This is a genomic window from Kitasatospora albolonga (assembly GCF_039535905.1).
GTDB classification, from domain to species: domain Bacteria; phylum Actinomycetota; class Actinomycetes; order Streptomycetales; family Streptomycetaceae; genus Kitasatospora; species Kitasatospora albolonga.
Map to the genome: position 1 here is coordinate 1 of NZ_BAAAYB010000005.1, position 19341 is coordinate 19341.

At 75.0% G+C, this 19341-nt stretch carries 19 protein-coding genes; 11 read left to right on the forward strand and 8 right to left on the reverse strand.

Going from position 1 to position 19341, the window contains the following annotated elements; translation table 11 throughout:
* The 3 genes from ABD946_RS01840 to ABD946_RS01850 form a co-directional block, all read right to left on the reverse strand.
* Window positions 1-448: glycosyltransferase (locus tag ABD946_RS01840; protein WP_345279375.1), on the reverse strand; the 448-nt coding region annotated here is incomplete at its 3' end.
* Window positions 449-485: 37 nt separating this feature from the next.
* Entirely contained in the window at window positions 486-782 is a 297-nt protein-coding gene (locus tag ABD946_RS01845; protein ID WP_345279377.1) for a hypothetical protein, read from the reverse strand.
* Between the two features lie 76 nt (window positions 783-858).
* Window positions 859-1746 carry an alpha/beta fold hydrolase gene (locus tag ABD946_RS01850; protein WP_345279379.1) on the reverse strand — a complete coding sequence of 296 codons (888 nt, stop codon included), beginning with the start codon at window positions 1744-1746 and terminating at the stop codon, window positions 859-861.
* A 121-nt stretch (window positions 1747-1867) separates the two neighbouring features.
* Here ABD946_RS01850 and ABD946_RS01855 point away from each other — a divergent pair, with 121 nt between their 5' ends.
* Complete coding sequence (locus tag ABD946_RS01855) at window positions 1868-2641, forward strand: glutamate racemase (RefSeq protein ID WP_345279381.1); 774 nt, start codon at window positions 1868-1870, stop codon at window positions 2639-2641.
* A gap of 330 nt (window positions 2642-2971) precedes the next feature.
* Window positions 2972-4288 carry an aspartate--tRNA(Asn) ligase gene (aspS, locus tag ABD946_RS01860; protein ID WP_345279383.1) on the forward strand — a complete coding sequence of 439 codons (1317 nt, stop codon included), beginning with the start codon at window positions 2972-2974 and terminating at the stop codon, window positions 4286-4288.
* A gap of 36 nt (window positions 4289-4324) precedes the next feature.
* On the opposite strand, the gene ABD946_RS01865 is transcribed toward aspS, so the two are convergent.
* Both ABD946_RS01865 and ABD946_RS01870 read right to left on the reverse strand, forming a co-directional pair.
* Window positions 4325-5134, reverse strand: coding sequence for a pentapeptide repeat-containing protein (locus ABD946_RS01865; protein WP_345279385.1), 810 nt, complete (start codon window positions 5132-5134; stop codon window positions 4325-4327).
* Between the two features lie 221 nt (window positions 5135-5355).
* On the reverse strand, window positions 5356-6369 hold the full coding sequence (locus ABD946_RS01870) for a polysaccharide deacetylase family protein (protein ID WP_345279387.1): 1014 nt from the start codon (window positions 6367-6369) through the stop codon (window positions 5356-5358).
* Window positions 6370-6864: 495 nt separating this feature from the next.
* Here ABD946_RS01870 and ABD946_RS01875 point away from each other — a divergent pair, with 495 nt between their 5' ends.
* From ABD946_RS01875 to ABD946_RS01895, 5 genes are all read left to right on the forward strand, one after another.
* A complete protein-coding gene (locus ABD946_RS01875; protein WP_345279389.1) occupies window positions 6865-7125 on the forward strand; it encodes a hypothetical protein in 261 nt (86 codons plus the stop codon).
* A 302-nt stretch (window positions 7126-7427) separates the two neighbouring features.
* The gene (locus ABD946_RS01880) at window positions 7428-8213 is read left to right on the forward strand and encodes a polysaccharide deacetylase family protein (RefSeq protein ID WP_345279391.1); all 786 of its coding nucleotides are present in this window, start codon (window positions 7428-7430) and stop codon (window positions 8211-8213) included.
* On the forward strand, window positions 8206-9393 hold the full coding sequence (locus ABD946_RS01885; RefSeq protein ID WP_345279393.1) for a glycosyltransferase family 4 protein: 1188 nt from the start codon (window positions 8206-8208) through the stop codon (window positions 9391-9393). Before ABD946_RS01880 ends, ABD946_RS01885 begins: the two co-directional genes overlap by 8 nt.
* Before the next feature lie 37 nt (window positions 9394-9430).
* Window positions 9431-10081: a sugar transferase gene (locus ABD946_RS01890; RefSeq protein ID WP_345279395.1), complete on the forward strand. Its 651-nt coding sequence runs from the start codon at window positions 9431-9433 to the stop codon at window positions 10079-10081.
* 158 nt (window positions 10082-10239) lie between these two features.
* Window positions 10240-10854 carry an acetyltransferase gene (locus ABD946_RS01895; protein ID WP_345279397.1) on the forward strand — a complete coding sequence of 205 codons (615 nt, stop codon included), beginning with the start codon at window positions 10240-10242 and terminating at the stop codon, window positions 10852-10854.
* Window positions 10855-10861: 7 nt separating this feature from the next.
* Here ABD946_RS01895 and ABD946_RS01900 read toward each other — a convergent pair whose 3' ends face one another.
* A complete protein-coding gene (locus ABD946_RS01900; RefSeq protein ID WP_345279399.1) occupies window positions 10862-13765 on the reverse strand; it encodes an ATP-binding protein in 2904 nt (967 codons plus the stop codon).
* A gap of 30 nt (window positions 13766-13795) precedes the next feature.
* Between ABD946_RS01900 and ABD946_RS01905 the strand changes: the two genes are divergently transcribed.
* Window positions 13796-14296: an NUDIX hydrolase gene (locus ABD946_RS01905; protein ID WP_345279401.1), complete on the forward strand. Its 501-nt coding sequence runs from the start codon at window positions 13796-13798 to the stop codon at window positions 14294-14296.
* Window positions 14297-14315: 19 nt separating this feature from the next.
* Here the strand turns inward: ABD946_RS01905 and ABD946_RS01910 are convergent, their stop codons facing one another.
* Together ABD946_RS01910 and ABD946_RS01915 are read right to left on the reverse strand one after the other, a co-directional pair.
* Window positions 14316-15245, reverse strand: coding sequence for an NAD-dependent epimerase/dehydratase family protein (locus tag ABD946_RS01910; RefSeq protein ID WP_345279403.1), 930 nt, complete (start codon window positions 15243-15245; stop codon window positions 14316-14318).
* Window positions 15246-15605: 360 nt separating this feature from the next.
* On the reverse strand, window positions 15606-16004 hold the full coding sequence (locus ABD946_RS01915; protein ID WP_345279451.1) for a PTS-dependent dihydroxyacetone kinase phosphotransferase subunit DhaM: 399 nt from the start codon (window positions 16002-16004) through the stop codon (window positions 15606-15608).
* A gap of 362 nt (window positions 16005-16366) precedes the next feature.
* Here ABD946_RS01915 and ABD946_RS01920 point away from each other — a divergent pair, with 362 nt between their 5' ends.
* From ABD946_RS01920 to ABD946_RS01930, 3 genes are all read left to right on the forward strand, one after another.
* Window positions 16367-16585 carry a DUF397 domain-containing protein gene (locus tag ABD946_RS01920; protein ID WP_345279405.1) on the forward strand — a complete coding sequence of 73 codons (219 nt, stop codon included), beginning with the start codon at window positions 16367-16369 and terminating at the stop codon, window positions 16583-16585.
* Window positions 16586-17296: 711 nt separating this feature from the next.
* The gene (locus ABD946_RS01925) at window positions 17297-17791 is read left to right on the forward strand and encodes a hypothetical protein (RefSeq protein ID WP_345279407.1); all 495 of its coding nucleotides are present in this window, start codon (window positions 17297-17299) and stop codon (window positions 17789-17791) included.
* 304 nt (window positions 17792-18095) lie between these two features.
* A complete protein-coding gene (locus tag ABD946_RS01930; RefSeq protein WP_345279409.1) occupies window positions 18096-19241 on the forward strand; it encodes an acyl-CoA dehydrogenase family protein in 1146 nt (381 codons plus the stop codon).
* Window positions 19242-19341: the final 100 nt, after the last annotated feature.

The following is a 19341-nucleotide window of genomic DNA, read 5'->3' on the forward strand; positions in this document are numbered from 1 at the left end:
GTGCGGCCAGCGAGTCCGGGCCGTGCGCGATGTCCGCGTCCGTCAGCAGCAGGTAATCGGCCCCGTCGGCCAGTTCGACCCCGTGCCGCAGGGCCCAGAGCTTGCCCGTCCAGCCGGCCGGCAGCGGGGGAGGGGTGGTGACGGTCAGCGGCAGCCCGCCCGCCGCGCCCAGCCGGTGCGCCAGCTCGCCCGTGCCGTCCGTGCTGTGATCGTCGATCAGCACCACCCGGGCGGACCCCGGGTACCGCTGCGCCAGCACGCTCGGCAGTGACTCCGGGAGCACCTCGGCCTCGTCCCGGGCCGGCACCAGCACCACCACCGAGGGCCACCGCTCCGGCTCCACCCGCCGGGGCAGCCGCTGGTCGGTCCGCCAGAAGAACCCCTGACCCACCGTCAGCCACACCCAGGAGGCCAGGGACACCACCGAGACCCACAGCAGCACCGTCACCCTCGCCAGTCTGCCACCGGCCCCTGCCCGCCGAGCGTCACCGCACCGCCGGACGGGCGACCGCTGCCGGGTGCCGTGCCCTTCGCCGGTCCTCCCACTGGAGGGCGGCCAGGGAGACCAGCAGGCCGGCGATCACGGTGCCGGTCATCGTGCGGGCGACTCCGAAGCCCTCGACCAGGGTCCGGCACAGCAGCGCGCTCAGGGCGGGGAGCACCAGCATCGCCAGGACCCGCAGGTACCAGGGCAGTCGACGGGTGAGCACGACCGCGAGCAGGCCCGCCATGTAGGCGGGGGCCAGGAAGTACACCCCCGGGATCACCACGAACAGAATCACGCCAGCGATCAGCCCCACCGTGCCCACCCCCCGGTCCGCGACGGTCGGCACCGTCGTCGTCCGCCAGCGTGGCAGATTAATTGAACGTGTTCAAGTCTGCCGGATCGGGCAAGTCGAGGAAGCCCGCGACCAGCTCCACGAACCGGCCGGGCTCCTCCACCCAGGGCCGGTGGCCCGAACGGTCCATCAGTTCCAGCCGGGCGTGCGGGTAGAGCGCGGCCGCCGCCCGGGCCGGGGCGGTGCCGATCAGGCCGTCGGAGGCCCCGGCCAGCACCAGCACCGGCGCCCGTACCGCCGCCAGCCGTGCCAGCCGCCGCTCCTCGTCGGCAGGGGTGGCCGCGCCCGCGTAGTAGGCGGCGCGCAGCCAGGCGTGCGGGGAGCCGTGCTCGGGGCGGTGCTCGGCCTGCCGGGCGTCGTCCCAGTGGTGCCAGGAGAAGGGGTGCGTCCGCCGCCCCGACTCGGCCGCCGCCTCCCCGGTGAGCCCGCCCCCGGTGAGCAGCCGGTGGGCCTCGGCGGCGTCCGGGTACCAGGGCTCGCCGGAGCGGGCGGCCCGCAGCTCCGCGAGCTCCGCCTCGTCCGGCTCCCGGGCGGCCCGCCCCACCGGGGTGACCAGGACCAGCCGCCGCAACCGACCGGGGTGGGCGGCCGCGTACTCCTGGGCGATCAGGCAGCCGGCCGAGTGCCCGAGCAGGTCGACCGCCGGCAGGCCGAGGTGCGCGCGCAGCGCCTCGACGTCCCGGGCCTGCTCGGTGAAGGCCACCGTGCCCCGGTCGGCCGGTACCGCCGAACGGCCGGTGGCCCGGGGGTCGAGCAGAACCAGCCGCCGACGGTCCGTCAGGCCGCCGAGCCCGCCCAGGTAGCGCAGGTCCATCCCGGGGCCGCCCGGGAGCACCAGCAAGGGCGGCCCCTCGCCGAGGAGTTCGTAGTGGAGCGCGGTCCCGTCGTAGGAGCTGAAGGTAGGCATGGCAGGCACCCTCACACAGCGCGCCCACCCCGTGCCAACGCCCGTCCGGTCCTTGGAAGGCCCGCCCCGGAGCAGTCACCGGCGGCCGGGCGGCGGGGCCGGTCCAGTAGAGTCGTGAGCTGTGAAGATCGCACTGATGGACTCCGGAATCGGCCTGCTCGCCGCCGCCGCGGCCCTGCGGCGGCTGCGCCCCGACGCCGACCTGGTGCTCTCCTCCGACCCGGACGGGATGCCCTGGGGCCCCCGGACGCCCGAGGACCTCAGCGAGCACGCGCTGGCCTGCGCGCGGGCCGCCGCCGAGCTGGAGCCGGACGCCCTGGTGGTGGCCTGCAACACCGCCTCGGTGCACGCACTGGACGCGATCCGGGCCGAGCTGGAGCCGCGGCTGCCGGTGATCGGCACCGTCCCGGCGATCAAGCCGGCCGCCGCCCGGGGCGGCCGGGTGGCGATCTGGGCCACCCCCGCGACCACCGGAAGCCCCTACCAGCGCGGCCTGATCCGGGAGTTCGGCGGCTCGGCCGAGATCACCGAGGTGGCCTGCCCGGGCCTGGCCGACGCGGTCGAACGGGCCGACGCGGCGGACATCGCCGCCGCCGTGGCCGACGCGGCCTCCCGCACCCCGGCGGGGACGGACGTGCTGGTGCTCGGCTGCACCCACTACGAGCTGGTGGTGGATCAGATCCGGGACGCCGTGGACGCCCGGGGCTCCCGGCCGGTCTTCCACGGCTCGGCCGACGCGGTCGCCGCCCAGGCGCTGCGCCGGATCGCCGACGGGACCCCGGAGGGCTCCGGCACCCTGACGGTGCTGCACACCGGCCGCACCGCCGCGCTGCCCGCCGCCGCCCTGACCTACCCCGAGGGCCGGCTGCTGACGGCCCTCGCCCAGGCCCGCTGACCCCGGGGCCGGCCGCCCCGGAAAGTCCCTTGCCGGGGGCCGGGGCGGTGCCTACTCTCGTCGCAACGCGTCGAAGGAGACGAGTAGCCGAGGACCCACGCGAGCCGAGAGAGCCGCCGGAAGCTGTGAAGGCGGACTCGCGTCCGAGGTGAAGACCCTCCCGAGTGCGGGGAGGAACGGCCCGTCCGGGCCCCATGCCCCGCCGGCCCGCCCCCGTCACCGGGCGACCCGAGGCCGCCCCCGCGCGGGGCGGCGAAAGTGCGGTGGTACCGCGAGCACCCTTCTCGCCCGCACTCCCAAGGGATCATGACGACAGCCACGGAGGCTGCGATGATCCACCCGACGAGCCGGACCCTCTGCTCCGGCCTCCCCACCCGCCTCGACGACACGGTCACGGTCGCCGGCTGGGTGCACGCCCTACGGCTCCAACGCGCCATGCAGTTCCTGGTGCTGCGCGACCACACCGGCCAGGTCCAGGTCACCCACCGCCGCGACGGTGGTGAGCTGGAGGCCGTGCTCGACTCCCTCACTCCCGAGTCCGCCGTCCGGATCACCGGCCGGCTGGTGACGGCCCCTCAGGTGAAGCTGGGCGGCCTGGAGATCGTCCCCGAGCGGGTCGAGGTGCTCGGCCTCGCCGAGACCCCGCTGCCGATCGACGACCGGACCGGCCCCGAGCAGCGGCTCGACCACCGCTTCCTGGACGTCCGCCGCCGGGCCGCCGCCCAGCTGCTGTTCGCCGTGCAGACCACCTTCGAACAGGCCGTGCGCGAGTACGCGGTGGCCGAGGGCTGCACCGAGATGCACACCCCCAAGCTGATGGGCTCGGCCTCCGAGTCCGGGGCCGAGGTGTTCCGGGTCGGCTACTTCGACCGCTCCGCGTACCTGGCGCAGTCGCCGCAGTTCTACAAGCAGATGGCGGTGGCCGCCGGGATCGACCGGGTGCTGGAGATCGGGCCGGTCTTCCGGGCCGAGCCCTCGCACACCTCCCGGCACGCCACCGAGTTCACCGGCCTGGACGTCGAGCTGTCCTGGACCGACGGGGTCGAGGACGTGATGGCCTTCGAGGAGGCCATGCTGGCCCACGCGGTCGGCAGGGTCGCCGAGGCGCACGGCGAGGCGGTCCGCGAGGTCCTCGGCGTGGAGGTGGTGGTCCCTCAGGTCCCGTTCCCCCGGCTGACCATGGCCGAGGCCCAGGAGGTGCTGCGGGCCGGCGGCTGGGGCCCGGAGGGGGAGAAGCAGGACCTCGACCCCGAGGGCGAGCGGCGGATCGCCGCGTACGCGCGGGAGCGCTTCGGCCACGAGTTCCTCTTCGTCACCCACTACCCGGCGGCGATCCGGCCCTTCTACCACCGGCGGCCCGAAGGCCGGCCCGACCTCACGCTCAGCTTCGACCTGCTCTGGAAGGGGCTGGAGGTCACCACCGGTGCCCAGCGCGAGCACCGCTCCGAGGTGCTGCTGGCGCAGGCGGCTGAGAAGGGGATGGAGACCGGCCCCATGCGGGAGTACCTGGACGTGTTCCGCTTCGGGTGCCCGCCGCACGGCGGCTTCGGCGCCGGGCTGGCCCGGCTGCTGATGGTGATGCTGGGGCTGGAGTCGATCCGCGAGGCGGTCTTCCTCTTCCGCGGGCCGCACCGGCTGGCCCCCTGACGTACCCGTCCCCCCGGCCCGCGCGGGTCGGGGGGATCAGGCCCAGTGGGCCGGGCGCTCCAGGCCGGCCGGGAGGACGGTGGCGGCGTCGCCGCGGGCCGCGTTCAGCTGGGCCTGGAGGAGGAACAGGGCACCCGTCAGGTCCGCCCCCGCCAGGTTGGCGTCCCGCAGGTCGGCGCCGATCAGGTCGGCCTCCCGCAGGTCCGCCTTCCGCAGGTCGGCGGCGATCAGGTAGGCGCCGCGCAGGTTGGCCCCGCGCAGCTTGGCCCCCGCCAGGCGGGCCCCGATCAGGTCGGCGCCGCGGTGGTTGCGCTTCTTGCCGGGGACGGCGGCCCGGTACAGCTCACTGGCGCGCAGCAGCGTCTCGCTCACCCGCTGACGCACCGTCGGCACGTCCACCGCCAGCAGCTCGGCCGGGGCGCCGCGGGTCAGCCCGCCGACCTCCGCCAGCTCCGCCTCCAGCTCGGCCCGTACGGAGCCCAGGTGGGGGAGGGCGGCGGCCTCGGTCAGGTAGCGCAGCAGCTCGTGCAGCTGCCGCACCACCGGGAAGACCTCGAACATCTCGGCGGCGCTGGACGGGTCCTCCCGCCAGCTGCGGCCGCCGTAGGTCAGCTGGGAGACCTTCTGGCCGGCGCCCAGGCAGTCGAAGACGGTGCAGCCGGTGAAGCCCGAGGTGCGGAGCTTGGTGTGGATCCCGCACCGGAAGTCCTCCTGGAGGTTCCGGCACGGCGTCCCGGCGGTCTTGTTCACCGCGAAGTCCGCCGACTTCGCGAACGGCAGGGCCACGCAGCACAGCCCGAAGCAGTTCGCACAGTCGGACACCAGCTCAAGACCCTCGGCCACCACGGACGTGCTCCCGGAAAACTAGGACGGACAACCGCCCCAATGTACGCGGTCCGACGCACGAGGCTGCGCCCCGCAGGGGCGCGAGGAACTGCGCGAGTACGGAAGGCGGCCCAGCGTGGGATCGGGGCACGTCAGCCAGTTGCACGTGCTGCCGTTCCCCCGCGCGCAGTTCCCCGCGCCCCCGGTGTGACCAAGTGCCCCCACCCCCCCGGGCGGCTACCTCAGTCGGCGACCGCAGGTCTGCCGCAGAGGCGCTGCACCGCCGGCTCCAGCCCCGAGAGGATGGTGTCGAAGCGGCGGGCGCTGGTGGTGCAGTCGACCTGGAGGCGGCTGATCCGCAGCGGGTGCTCGGGCAGCCGGGGCCCCAGGCGGTGGTCGGAGAGGAAGCCGAGGTGGTAGCCGAGCTGGCGGAGCAGGGTGTCGGCCCGCGGGTCGTAGCCGCCGTTGGGGTAGGCGAAGGCGGTGGGCGCCTCGCCCAGCCAGCCGCTGAGGGCCCGGTGGGCACCGGTGATCTCGGCCTCCACGGTGGCGTCGTCGCACTGGCTGAGGCAGGGGTGCCCCAGGGTGTGGTTGCCGATCGCCACCTGACCGTCCCTCAGCTCCCGCAGGTCCGCGGGGGAGAGCTGCTGCTGCCCCGGCGGCCGCCGGTGCGCACTGACCCGCAGCTCGGCGAGGCTGCGCCGCCGGTCCGGGTCGGGCAGGGTCTTCAGGCGGGCCAGCAGCTGGTCCGGCCGGGCCAGGCTGCGCAGCGAGCGGGCCTGGCCGCCGTTGCGGGCGAGGAAGGCGGCCTCGTGCCACCAGAACGGGCGCTCGGTGCCGATCAGCTCGGCGATCACGAATGCGGCCGCCGGGATCCGACGGGCCTTCAGCTCGGGCAGGGCGTGGGTGAGGACGGTGCGGTCGGCGTCGTCGAAGGTGATGAGCACCGAGCGCGGCGGCAGCGGGCGTCCCTCGGCGATCGAGCGCTCGACGTCCTGGAGCGAGACCGGGGTGGCGAGGCGGCGCAGCCGGTCGAGCTGGGCGCCGAAGGAGCCGGGGTCGGTCACGCCGTGGTAGGCGAGCACCGCGAGCCGCTGGGCGGCCCGGGCGCGGAAGAGCGGTTGGGCGGGCGAGAAGCGCAGCCAGCCGCCGCGGTCGCGGTCGGCGGGGCCCTCGGTGCCGTCGGCGCCGGTGGTGGTGGCGGGAACGGCAGGGACGGTCACGGACGGTGTGCGGTCGGTGGGACGGCTGGTCATGGTGGTGACGGTGCTGTCGGACTGCGGCACTGGGCCCCCCTCGGTCGCCGGTGCGGCGTGGCGGTACCACCGGGGCGACCTGGCCGTGCCCCGGCTGCCGTGGCGCGGCGGCGCCGCCCTCGGCCCGGCCGACCGTGGTGGGGACTCCCAACCCGTGCCACGGAAGGCCTGCATCGCTGACCGGACGGACCTGCAACCGGCGGGAACGCCTCGGACGCTGCTCCTGCTCGCGCCCCGCCGGGTGCCGGACTGCCCGGCGTGCTGCTCGGCCCGCACCTACGGCCTCCGGGTGTGTGGGCACCCGGCGGACCGTCGGAGCGGGCCTGGATCTGGATCGTTCAATGTAGTGGAGACAGCCGACGGCCACCGATGGTTGTACGGCCTTCGGCAAGATTTCGCGGCAGCGTGCGGGAGGCCTGCGGGGGCGTGCGGGAGTGCGCCGGGAGCGTGTTCACCGGCTCCCGTCCGCGCTCCCGCGGGTATACCTTGGGTGGCATGAGCGAGACAGAACGTGATCATGGCGGCACGGTGGCCCGGCTGTTCGGCGGTGCCGCTCTGCACCGTCACCAGCTCGCGCTGGCCGCCGTCGGTGCGGCCTGCATCGCGATGGGCATCCTCACCGCCGTGCTGGTCCCGGAGAGCGACGGCCCCGCAGCCTGGGTGATGGCGGTCGCCGGCTGCCTGGCGGCCGGGGTGCTGCTGCTGGCCCGGGTCGCGTTCGCCCGCCTCCGCCCGAACGGCGGATCGGCGCTCTGACGGGCTCAGGCGCCTCCTGACGGGCTCCGAGTGTGCTGACGGGCCCCGGCGCGCCGAAGGGCAGCGCTGCGTGACACCTCCGGCACCGCGCGGTGCCGCGTTCTGATCGGACCGGCCGATTTTCGGCCTATCTGCGCTTTTCTTTCACAAGTTCCCGGCACCAGCCCCACGCATCCCCCTAGTCTGGGCTCGCCCGGCCGCCGACCGCTGCCGGGCGCAAGGCCACTTGCGCCGCCGGGGAGGGTGGCGCCGAGGGGGGAACGATGGCGGGCAGTGCTGCGTCCGGAGGCATCCGGGGCAGGGTGAAACAGCAGTTGGCACGGGCTGCCGGGGCCGTCCCCGGCGAGGGTGCCACGGTGCTCATCTACCACCGGGTGGGCGGCGGATCCAGCGACGAACTCGACGTCACCACGGCCGACTTCACCGCCCAGATGGACCTGCTCGCCGAGCTGCCGCCCGGCCGGGTGACCGGTCTCGACGAGGCCGCCGACCGCCTCGCGGCCGGCCGCCGCACCCCCAGCACCGTGATCACCTTCGACGACGGCTTCGCCGACGTCTACGAGAACGCCTGGCCGCTGCTCAAGGAACGCGGCCTGCCCTTCACCATCTACCTGGCCAGCGGTCAGGTCGGCGGCCCGATGCGCTGGGAGGGCGCCACCGCCAAGGACACCGGTGCGCCCGGCCTCAGCTGGGAGCAGCTGCGCGAGCTCGTCGACTCCGGCCTGTGCACGGTGGCCAACCACACCCGCACCCACGTCCGTCCCGAACTGCTCTCCACCGACGAGCTGGACGGGTGCAACGACGACATCGAGGAGCGCCTCGGGGTGCGGCCCCAGCACTTCGCCTACACCTGGGGCGTCCCCGTCCCGCACCTGGACGCCGCCCTGCGGGCCCGCTTCCGCACCTCGGCCACCGGCCAGGTCGGCCGCAACCTGCCCGGCTTCGACCCGGCCCGGTTCGCCCGGGTGCCGGTCCGGCGCACCGACCCGATCGACTTCTACCGGGCCAAGCTCTACGGCCGCCTGATACCCGAACGGGCCTATGCCCGGATCGTGGCCACCGCGAAGGCGGTCGGCGCCCGTGCCTGACGCCCTGTCACCCGGTGCCCCGTCACCCCGCCTGCGCGGCCCGCACGGCCGCCCGCTCAGGGTCGCCCACCTCACCACCGTCGACATGAGCCTCCAGCTGCTGCTGGCCACCGAGCTCAAGGTGGACCTGGAGGCCGGCTTCGAGACCTACGGCATCAGCGCCCCCGGCCCCTACGTCGAGCAGCTCACCGCGATCGGGGTCCGGCACGAGCCGCTCCACGCGCTGACCCGCGCCTGGGAGCCGAAGGCCGACCTGGCCGCCGCCCGCGAACTGCTCGCGGTGCTGCGCCGGATCGAGCCCGACGTGCTGCACACCCACAACCCCAAGACCGGCGTGATGGGCCGGATCCTCGGCCGGCTGGCCGGGGTGCCGGTGGTGGTCAACACCTGCCACGGCCTCTGGGCCCAGGCCCACGACCCGATCGCCAAACGGGCCTTCGTGCTGGGCGCCGAGGCCTTCGCGGCCCGCTTCTCGCACGCCGAGCTCTACCAGAACGGCGAGGACCGCAAGACCCTCTCGCGCGCCGTCCCGGCCCGCCGCTCCAGGGTGGTGGGCAACGGCGTGGACCTCTCCCGCTTCGGCGCCGACCCCGAGGCCCGGGCCCGGATCAGGGCCGGACTGGGCGTCGCGGACGACGAGTTGCTGGTCGGCGGGGTCGGCCGCCGGGTCGCCGAGAAGGGCATCGTCGAGTACGCCGAGGCGGCCCGCGCCCTGGCCGGGAAGGCCCGGTTCGTCTGGGTCGGCCCGCAGGACGCGGACAAGCCGGACGCGCTGGCCGAGGAGGAGCGGGGCGTCGAGTACCTCGGCAGCCGCTCCGACATGCCGCAGGTCTACGCCGCGCTCGACGTCTTCGTTCTCCCCTCCTACCGGGAGGGGTTCTCCCGCTCCGCCATGGAGGCCGCCGCCAGCGGTCTGCCGATGGTGCTGAGCGACATCCGCGGGTGCCGCGAGATCGGCACCCACGGCGAGCACCTGCTGCTCACCCCGCCCGGCGACGCCCGGGCCCTCACCACCGCGCTGGACCGGCTCCTCACCGAGCCGGACCTGCGTGAGCAGCTGGGCGCGGCCGCCCGTCGCCGCGCCCTGGCCACGTTCGACCAACGCGCCGTCGCGCGGGTCTCGCTGGAGACCTACGCCGCGGTGGCCAGAGCCAAGCGGTTGGCCTGGCCGGTCGGCTGACGCCACCTCACCACCACACCCGCTGGGGGAGAAGAAGATGAAGCGAGGGGGGGACCTCGTGGTCACCGTGCTGGCCGGGAGCATCGCGCTCCCGCTGGGACTGGTGATCGCGATCCTGATCCGCTGCACCATGGGCGGCCCGGTGATCTTCCGACAGACCCGGACCGGCCGGGCCGGTCAGGAGTTCAGCATCCTCAAGTTCCGCACCATGCGGGACAAGCGCCACCCCGACGAGCCGGACGCTCCCCGGATCACCCGGCTCGGCGCCCTGCTCCGCAAGACCAGTCTCGACGAGCTGCCGCAGCTGTGGAACGTGGTGCGCGGCGACATGGGCGTGATCGGCCCCCGGCCCACCCTGCCCGAGCAGGTCGTCCACTACTCCGAGCGGCAGCGCGGCCGTCTCGCCGTCCGGCCCGGCCTCACCGGCTGGGCCCAGGTCAAGGGCCGCAACTCCATCACCTGGCCCGAGCGGATCGAGCTGGACCTGGAGTACATCGCCAGGCGCTCCCTCGGCCTGGATCTCCGGATCCTCGCCATGACCGCCCGCATGCTCCTGCGCCCCACCGGCATCACCGCCGCCGGCGGCGTCAACCCGGGCTTCCCCGTCCCGGTCGCCACCACCACGACCCGCATCGTCCTTCCCCGTCAGGCCACGGCCCCGCGCATCCCGGTCGAGGAGGCCTCCTGACAGTGGCCACACCGGGGGCGCGGGGAACTGCGCGCGGTGGAAAGGCAGCACCGGCAACTGGCCGATGGTGGTTCAGTTGCCGGTGAGCCGCCTTCCGACCCGCGCAGTTCCCCGCGCCCCCGAGGGCGTAGCCACGTTTGCCCGAGAGGACACCATTCATGACCGAGTCCCTGTGGATCGCCGGAGCCGGCGGCGTCGGCCGCGAGGCGCTGGACACCGCCCTCGCCGCCGGAGTGCCGGTGGCCGGCTTCCTCGACGACCGGGCGCAGGGCGGCACGGTGCGCGGGCTGCCGGTGCTGGCGCCGGCCGAGCTGCCCGCCGGCGCGCCGTACCTGATCGGGATCGCCGACCCCGGGGTGCGGGAGCGGCTGGCCGCGCTCCTGGACGGCCTCGGCGGCCGGGCCGCCACGCTGGTGCACCCCCGGGCGATCGTCGGCCCGGAGACCACGCTCGGGCCGGGCTGCCTGGTGATGGGCGGGGCGTACGTCTCCAGCAACGTCCGGATCGGGCCGCACAGCCAGGTGCACTACAACGCGACGGTCGGTCACGACACCGTGCTGACCGAGCTGGTGACGGTCTATCCGGGCGGCAACGTCTCCGGCTCCGTGCACGCCGAGCCCGGCGCCACCGTCGGCAGCAACGCCGTCGTGCTCCAGGGCCGCAAGCTCGGCCGGCTGGCCTTCGTCGGTGCCGCCGCCGTGGTCACCCGGGACGTCCCGGACGGCACCACGGTGATCGGCTCCCCGGCCCGGCCCATGGCACCGCCCGCCTGACGGACGGTCAGCCCGCCCCGGTCTCCGCGGCGAGCCCGCGCTCCAGCTCGGCCAACGCCGCCGCCCGGGCCCGCAGCTCCGGCACCAGCTCCCGCAGCTCGGGCCGGCCGTCCAGCCGCTCCAGCGCGTCGGCCGCCTGGCCGAGCACCGAGCGGGCCCCGGGCAGGTCGCCGGTGCGCACCAGGCACTCCACCGCGAGCCCCCAGGCCTGCGCCGCCTCCGCCGGCTCCTCGGCCACCTGCCGGGCGTTGCCGATCTCCACCAGCAGCTCGGCGTCGTCGGTCCGCCGGGCCAGCGCGACGGCGTGCCGGAGGAGTTCACCGGCCCGGTCCGGCTCGCCGAGCTCCCGGTGGGCCGTGGCCAGCCACCGCCAGGAACGGGCCACCAGCCAGTGGTCCTCGTTCATGGCGCCCGCCAGTTCGACGACCCGCAGCACCTCGGCGGCCTCGGCCGCCTCGCCCGCCGCCACCAGGGCCTCGCCCAGCGCGAGCCGGGTGGAGGTGGCTCGGAACACCTGCTCCGCCTCGGTGGCCCGCCGGAGCACCCCGCGCAGGAGCGCGACCGCCTCGGGCGCCCGGTCGAGCGCGAGCAGCGCCCGCGCCACCTCCCGGTCCACCTCGTCCGAGGCCCCGGGCTCCGCGATCCGCCGCCACTCGGCGAGTGCGCCCTCGGCGTCGCCCTCCCGCAGCAGGGCCCGACCGAGCGCCAGCCGGAGGGCGTCCCGCTCCGGGCCCAGCTCCGGGTCCCGCTCCGGGCTCAGCTCCGGCGGGCCGTCCAGCAGGGCGAGGGCCCGACGCAGCACGGTCACCGCCTCCTCCCCGCGGTCCTGCCCGGCCAGGGCCCGGCTCACCCCGGAGAGCGCCAGCGCCTCGTCCCGGAGATCCCCGTCGGCGCGGGCCCGCTCCACGGCCTCCTCGAAGCAGGCCGCCGCGGCCCGGGGCTGACGGACCGCCAGCAGGGCCGAGCCCAGCGAGCAGTGCGCGTCCCGGACCATCCGGGGCAGTCCCCGCGCCAACTCCGGCCGGAGCCGGGTCTCGGCCAGTTCGAGGGTCAGCGCCAGCAGGGTCTCGGCCACCAGCAGCCCGGTGTCCGGCAGGTGACGGCGCTCCAGGTACCGCTCCAGGTTGTGGCAGAGCAGCATCCGCAGGTCCGCCGGGCCCTCGCCGGTGGCCAGCAGCACCGCCTCCGCGAGCACCTCGTCCAGCCAGTTCAGCGCCTGGGCCTGCCGGACCGCCACCGACCGGCCACCTCGGGGAGCGGTCGCGAACAGGTCCTCGGCGGCCGCCCGGGTGCGGCCCTCGTACACCAGCAGCAGCCGGATCCGGGCCTGGGCGGCCTCCTCGTCCGCGGGCTCCGCGGACTCTGCTGCCTCCGGGGGCTCGGTGGGCTCGGTGGGCAGCCCCTCCAGGAAGAGCCGGATCAGGTCGGGCAGTTCCCAGCGCCCCTGCCCTCCGCCGCTGCCGGTCACCAGATGGGACCGGACCAGGCCGCGCAGCAGGCGGCGGGTGGTCCGCTCGGATCCGCCGCCCAGTGCGGTGGCGGTGTCGGTGGTGAGGGGGAAGGGCGCCAGTGCCATCAGCCGCAGCAGTCGGGCCTGGTCCGCCGGCAGGTGACGGTACGACACGTCGATGACCGCCCGCAGGGTCCGCTCCCGGTCGGCGATGCCGTCCAGCGCCGTCCGCCGGTCCGCCAGCTCCCCGGCCAACTCGGCGAGGGTCAGCTCCGGGTCCTCGGCGAGCAGTGCCGCCACCATCCGCAGGGCCAGCGGCAGCCGCCCGCACTGGACGGCGAGCGCCTCGGCCGCCTCCGGTTCCCGCCCGAAGCGGCCGTCCCGACGGCCCCGCTGCCGGTGGCCCTCGTGCGGACCGGAGGCCCGGACGTGCAGCCGCAGCGCCTCCAGCGCGTCGGCGCGGCCGAGGGCGGCCAGCTCGACCACCTCGGCGCCGGGCAGACCGAGCGAGTGCCGGGAGGTGACCAGCACCCGGGTGCGCGGATCGCCCGGCAGCAGCGGGAGCACCTGCGGCACGGCGGCCGCGTCGTCGAGCACCACGAGCACCGCACCCTCCCGCGCGGCCAGCAGCGAGCGGTAGAGCTGCTCGCGCTCCGGCTGCCCGGCGGGCTGTTCGGCGGCGGGGACGCCGAGCGCCTCCAGCAGCGTGCCGAGCGCCGCGCCGGGCTCCACCCGGCCGTCCGGCCGGTGGCCCCGGAGGTCGAGGAAGAGCACACCGCCGGGGAAGTCACCCCGCTCCCGGGCCAGGTGGGCGGCCTGCAGGGCGAGTTCGGTGGTGCCCACCCCGCCCGGACCGCTGATCACCACCACGGCGGCCGGACCCGGTTCCGCCTCGGGCACCGCCGGCACCGGCTCCTCGGGGCTCGGTGGCTCCTCCAGATAGGCGTAGGGCAGCGGCAGCATCTGTCCGGAGGGGCTCCGGCGCGCGAGCAGCCGCAGGTTCTCCGGGAGCGGGCCGAAGGTGCCGTCGGCCCGGGTCATCCGCCACTCGGTCCGGGGACCGTCCGGCCCCGGGGCCGGCGGGGCCCAGGTCGACAGCCCGTGCCGGGCGGCGAGCTCCTCCAGCGAGCCGGAGCTGGAGCCGGAGCCCTGATCCGAGCCGGAGCCCGAAGGTGAGCGGGCCGGTGCGGTGGGGGAGCCCGCTGCGGACCCGGGCTGCGGCTCCCCGGGGTCCGCCGGGGCGGACGGTTCCGGACGGAGCAGCTCCAGCAGCCGGTCGAGCTCCGGCTGCCGCCCGACGAACACCCGCCCGCGTGAGCGCAGCCCGTCCAGCGCGGTCCGCACCTCGGCCCGGGCCGCCAGGTTGACCTGCCCGATCGTGCCGGACTGGATCACCGTCCCGATCGAGGCCTGACCGTCGATCAGGTTCCGCACGCCCTCCGGGGACGGGTGGGAGTCCATGCGCACCTCCGGACGGCATAGTCTCGGACCATGGCTATTCCTTCCTTCCTGGCGGAACTGCGCTCCCTCGTCGGCACCCGTCCGCTCTGGCTCACCGGCGTCGGCGCCGTGGTCCGCGACGAGGAGGGCCGGGTGCTGCTCAACCGCCGCAGCGACTCCGGCCGTTGGGGGATCGTCGGCGGCATCCTCGACCCGGGGGAGCAGCCCGCCGAGGGGCTGGTCCGCGAGGTGTTCGAGGAGACCGGCGTGGTGGCCGAGCCCGAGATGCTCAGCGCCGTCACGGTCTCCCCGATGATGAGCTACCCCAACGGGGACCAGGCCCAGTACCTGGACCTGACCTTCCGCTGCCGCGCCGTCTCCGGCGAGGCCAGGGTGAACGACGACGAGTCCCTGGAGGTCCGCTGGTTCACCCTGGCCGAGCTGGCGGAGCTGGAGCTGGACGAGTACGTCCGCTACCGGCTCGAACTGGCGCTGGCAGGGAAGGCCGAGGCCGCCTTCAGCTTCACCCCCGGCACCGGCGACCCGGCCTGACACCCCCTCACGGGCGCGGTCAGAGCGTGCGGAACCAGGCCGCCGTGCGCTCCAGGCCCTCCCGCAGCGGCACCGGCACGACCTCGGGGAACAGCTCGCGCAACCTGGCGTTGTCCGCCTGGGAGTCGCGGACGTCGCCGGGCCGCGGGTCGGTGTGCTCGACCTGCGGGGTCTCGCCGAGCACCTCGCCCAGCAGGCCGATCAGTTCGAGCAGCGAGGTGCGGGTGCCGAAGGCCAGGTTGACCGGGTCGGCGTGCACCACCTTACGGACCACGGCCTCGCTGATCACCTGGGTGACGGTGCCGACGTAGGTGAAGTCCCGGCTCTGGCCGCCGTCCCCGTGCACGCTCAGCGGCCGCCCGGCCAGCGCGGCGTCCAGGAAGGCCGGGACCACGGCGGCGTAGGCGTGCCCGGCCGGCTGGAGCGGGCCGAAGACGTTGAAGAAGCGCAGCGGCAGCACGCCCAGCCCGTAGCAGTGGTGATAGGCCGCCAGGTACGCCTCGGTGGCCAGCTTGCTGACCGCGTACGGGCTCATCGGCGCCGTCCGCATGGTCTCCCGCTTGGGCAGCTCCCGGTTCGCCCCGTAGACCGAGGACGAGGAGGCCGCCGTCACGTGGCCGACGCCGGCCCGGCGGGCGGCCTCCAGCACCTCCAGGGTGCCGGTCGCGTTGGCGTGGTGGCTGGCCAGCGGATCGGCCACCGAGCGCGGCACCGAGGGCAGCGCGGCCAGGTGCACCACCGCTTCGGCCCCGGCGAAGGCCTCGTCCAGCAGTGCCGGGTCCAGGATGGTTCCCTCGTACAGTGTCACGTCGACACCGTCCAGGTTGGCCTTGCTCCCGGTGCTCAGGTTGTCCACCACCGCGACCTCGGCCACCTCGGGCCGGTCCAGCAGCGCGCGGACCAGGTTGGCCCCGATGAAACCGGCTCCGCCGGTCACGACCACCCGCATCTGTCGTACTCCCCCCACCTGTCGGCCCGGGGTCTCCCGCCCCGGGCGCACTGCGCCGCATCGTATCGACGCACCAGGCCCGACGTGCCGCAAACGGGGCAGAGCGGCCACCCCGGGGCCAGAGGGGATGGCAGCACGCACGATCGAAAGTGGTCACACCGGGGGCGCGGGGAACTGCGCGCTGTGGAAAGGCAGCACGTGCAACTGGCTGACGCTGGTTCAGTTGCCGGTGGGCCGCCTCCCGATTCGCGCCCGCGCGGCGGAGCCGCAGATCAGCAGAGCCTCGCGCCCCCGGTGTGACCACCAACCTCCCCCGGGGGCGCCTTTCCGATCCGCCGTGCGCGGGTGGCCCTCCGGGGCTCAGAGTTTGCGCTGGCGGTACATCTCCTCGGCCGCGTCCAGCACGGCGGCCAGGTCCCCGCCGGCCGAGGCGGTGGCCACGGCCGCCACCGCGCCCTCGACGAAAGGGGCGTCGGCCAGCCGGACGGGGAAGGGCAGTCCGTGCTCGTCCGCCTCGGCCAGCAGCGCCCGCACGGTGCCGACCGCGCTGCCGAGGTCGGCCAGCACCGCCACCCCGTGCCCCTGGTCCACCCGCCGGGCCGCCGCCGCGACCAGCACTGCGCTGGTGCCCAGGCCGTCGGCCAGGCTCCCGCCGGTGGCGGCCACCGGCGCCGGGTCGGTCGCCCTGGTCAGTCCGGTGGCCAGCGAGGCCACCGCCTCGGCCAGCCGCTGGCTGTGCGAGACCAGCACCACGCCCACCCGGCCGACCTGCCCGGGCCCGCCCGGCCGCGGCGGGGGAGGGGGCGCCGCCGCGGGGGCCGGGTGCGGGGCGGAGGGGGCCTGTGAGATGGGGATCACATCGGCCCGGGGGTCCTCCCGGCGGTCCATGGCTGCTCCTCGGGGCCTGCGCGGTGCGCGGTCTGACGGGTCGTTGGACCAACCCTCTCGCAGCCGCCCGCCGCGCGCAGCACGATTCGGACGGCCGCTCCTAGCACAGCGCGCCCGCTCACCGCACCCGAACGGCTCATCTGCCCCTGGGGAGACGGCGGTTGGTGCCAAGCGGCGCCCGGGCGGGGAGGGCTGGCTACGCTGGGCCTTCGTCCGACAGAGGGAGAGGGGACATGTCAGTGACCGAGCAGAAGAAGCCGGATCTGGACCTGACCGGGGCCGAGTGGCTCTCCAGCAGCCAGGGGCCGGGGGACGTGCAGATCGCCTTCGTGGACGGCTTCATCGCGATGCGGGACGGGCGGGAGCCGGAGGGCCCGGTCCTGGTCTTCACGCCGGCCGAGTGGCGGGCCTTCGTCCTGGGTGCGCGGGACGGGGAGTTCGACCCGGTCTGAGCGGACACTCCGTCAGGTCCCGTGGGGCCCGGCCTTGGAGGTTCTCCGTCAGATCGGAGGAGCGGCCGCAGGCCCCGGAACACCGGAAAGAAATCTGATGGTCGGATAGTCGTTGACTGTTCGACAAGTAACAGCTCACAGTATGACCAGACAGACGCCGTGCCCAACGCCCCCACGCGTCCAGGCACGGCGCCTGCTGTGCGGTCCGGCACGAGTGCCGGGCCCCCTCCCGTGTGAACCCCTGACGTACCTCGGTACGCGTCGCCGGGAGGGATGGCCCCGGGATCGAGAGCGACTCGACGTCCGGTGCCGGTGCCCGGTATCCGCACGCCCCCACGCGGCGGTCTACCGGGCAGGTTCGCGAGCTGCGACGGGCGGGGCCCCGCGAACCTGGCTTGTGTGTGAAAAAACGAAGTGCGGTCTGTGGTCGTTCCTGCTCTGCTTGACGCTACTCGACGGTCGACGGACAGCGGAAAACGCTTGGGCAGATGGTTCGGTGTGTCGCACGACTATGTGCAGTGAGGGAACGCGCACGCGGGCGCGCTGCGACAAGCCGCCCCCCGGTGGACCGATGCCCACAGCGGCTGTCGTGCTGAACCGAACGTAGCCCGGACGGTTGCTCAGAGTCAACATTGGTCTCTGAGCGTGGATCTCGGCCCGAGCACCCACCCGCCCCGTGAGCAGGGCGTGACCGCACCGTACGATGGCGTCATGTCATTTCTCCGCCGCCGCTCCGGCACCCCCGCGGGCCCGGACTTCGACGTGCTCGCGATGGACCCGGGCGACTGGCCCGGTGACTTCGGCGCCATGATCATGAGCGGCCCGGACGGTTCGTGTCAGGGGATCTTCCTCCGGTACGACCTGTTCGGCGGCCGCGGCCCCGCGATGTTCATCGGCAACCTCCCGGAGGGCTCGCCGGCCCGCGACGCGGCCGACGGAGTCCCGTTCGAGATCCGTCAGCTGCTCACCGCGCTGGAGAACGAGGAGCCGGTCGACTTCGTCTCGGCCGAGGACTTCCCGGTGATGCTCGGCGACGACCTGCTGATCGTCCGGAAGGTGAAGGTCAGTGAGGAGCGCGTGTTCTGCGCCCAGTTCGGCCGCAGCGACGGCGTCCAGGTGACCATCGCCTCCTGGGACCGTCCGATCGCGGACGACCTGTACCAGCTGCTCAAGCCGCTCCCGGCGGAGATGTTCCAGCAGGGCTGACGGCCCCGGAGGTCCACCTTCCAGGCCTTGCTTGACGCTCGTGATCAATGCTTCGTACAGTCACCGGCATGCCGCACCGCCCGCTGCTGACCCGCCGCAGCTACCTCGACCTGCGGCGCACCGCGAGCGCGGTCTGTCCGGCCGGCTGAGGAGGAGTCACTCCTCCGGCGGCGTGCTCCGGGGCTGAAAAGCAGCCAATCTCCGGACCGCCGCGTCCCGGCACCGAGCGCGCCCCCCGAGCGGGTGACGGCGCGTCGTCCGCAGTCCGCAGCGCACCACGCAGCCGCCCCGGAGGCACCCCGCCATGACCGTCACCGACGGCACCCCGTCCGTCCCGGACGCCCTCGCCCGCCTGCCCCGCGTGGTCGACCTGCTGGCGGCCCGCGCGGAGGAGCACGACCGGGACGCCACCTTCCCCTACCAGGGCATCGAGGCCGTGCACGAGGCCGGCCTGCTCACCCTCACCGTCGGCCGCCGCTACGGCGGCCCCGGTGCCGGGCTGGCCGAGACCGTCCAGCTGCTGGCCCAACTCGGCCGGGGCGACGCCTCGGTGGCCCTGCTCGCCGCCGACACCCTGCTGGTCCACGCGGAGCAGGCCCGCACCGGTGGCTGGCCCGCCGCGCTCTACCGCCGCCTGCTGACCGAATCCCGCCGCGGCCCGGCCCTGCTCAACACCCTGCCCGCCGAGCCCGGCCAACGCCCCGACACGGTGGCCCGCCGGGACGGCCAGGGCTGGCGGCTGAACGGCCGCAAGGGCTGGTGCGCCGGGGCCGAGGCGCTGGCCTGGATGGCGGTCCGGGCCCGGACCGAGGAGGAGCCGCCGCGGACCGGCTGGTTCCTGGTCCGCGGGGACAGCCCCGGCATCGAACTCGACCCGGTCTGGGACCAGTTGGGCCTGCGGGCGGCGGCCGGCCAGGAGGTGCAGCTCAGCGAGGTCGCGGTGGCCGCCGACGCGGTGGTGGGCCTGGCACCCGCCCGCAGGGCCGACCCGGCGGCGGAGGCCGCCGACCAGGTCTCCCGCGCCTGGCGCGAACTCGCCCTCTCCGCCGTGCACCTGGGCGTCGCCCGGGCCGCCCAGCAGTGGCTGGTCACCTTCCTGGGCCGCCGTACCCCGGCCAACCTGACGGAGCCGCTCTCCACCCTGCCGCGGTACCGCGCGGCGGTGGCCGAGATCGAGGCCTCGCTGATCGGGGCCGAGGAGCTGCTGCACGGGCTGGCCGCCCGCGTCGACCGGGGCGAGCGCACCGCCGCCCAGCGCACCGGGGCGGCCCAGCTCCTGATCAACCGCGCCGCCACCGCCGCCGTCCAACAGGCCGTCACCCTCACCGGCAACCCCGGCCTCAGCCGCCGCCACCCCCTGGAGCGCTACCTCCGCGACCTCCTCACCGGCCGCACCCACCTCCCCTCCGAGGACGCCACCCTGGAGGCCTTGGCAGCGGAGCTGCACTAGGGGCGCGAGGAACTGCGCGAAGGGGAACGGAACGACCCGTGTGCCGGGTACGGAGTTCCACTTGCAAGTGAGCGTCCGTACCCGGCACACGGGTCTCGTT

Coding starts and splice junctions, on each gene's coding strand:
- ABD946_RS01850 (WP_345279379.1), bottom strand. CDS start 1,746: ATGCCTACCTTCAGCTCCTACGACGGGACCGCGCTCCACTACGAACTC.
- aspS (WP_345279383.1), top strand. CDS start 2,972: ATGATCCACCCGACGAGCCGGACCCTCTGCTCCGGCCTCCCCACCCGC.
- ABD946_RS01905 (WP_345279401.1), top strand. CDS start 13,796: ATGGCTATTCCTTCCTTCCTGGCGGAACTGCGCTCCCTCGTCGGCACC.
- ABD946_RS01900 (WP_345279399.1), bottom strand. CDS start 13,765: ATGGACTCCCACCCGTCCCCGGAGGGCGTGCGGAACCTGATCGACGGT.
- ABD946_RS01925 (WP_345279407.1), top strand. CDS start 17,297: ATGTCATTTCTCCGCCGCCGCTCCGGCACCCCCGCGGGCCCGGACTTC.
- ABD946_RS01870 (WP_345279387.1), bottom strand. CDS start 6,369: ATGACCAGCCGTCCCACCGACCGCACACCGTCCGTGACCGTCCCTGCC.
- ABD946_RS01910 (WP_345279403.1), bottom strand. CDS start 15,245: ATGCGGGTGGTCGTGACCGGCGGAGCCGGTTTCATCGGGGCCAACCTG.
- ABD946_RS01920 (WP_345279405.1), top strand. CDS start 16,367: ATGTCAGTGACCGAGCAGAAGAAGCCGGATCTGGACCTGACCGGGGCC.
- ABD946_RS01930 (WP_345279409.1), top strand. CDS start 18,096: ATGACCGTCACCGACGGCACCCCGTCCGTCCCGGACGCCCTCGCCCGC.
- ABD946_RS01895 (WP_345279397.1), top strand. CDS start 10,240: ATGACCGAGTCCCTGTGGATCGCCGGAGCCGGCGGCGTCGGCCGCGAG.
- ABD946_RS01890 (WP_345279395.1), top strand. CDS start 9,431: ATGAAGCGAGGGGGGGACCTCGTGGTCACCGTGCTGGCCGGGAGCATC.
- ABD946_RS01875 (WP_345279389.1), top strand. CDS start 6,865: ATGAGCGAGACAGAACGTGATCATGGCGGCACGGTGGCCCGGCTGTTC.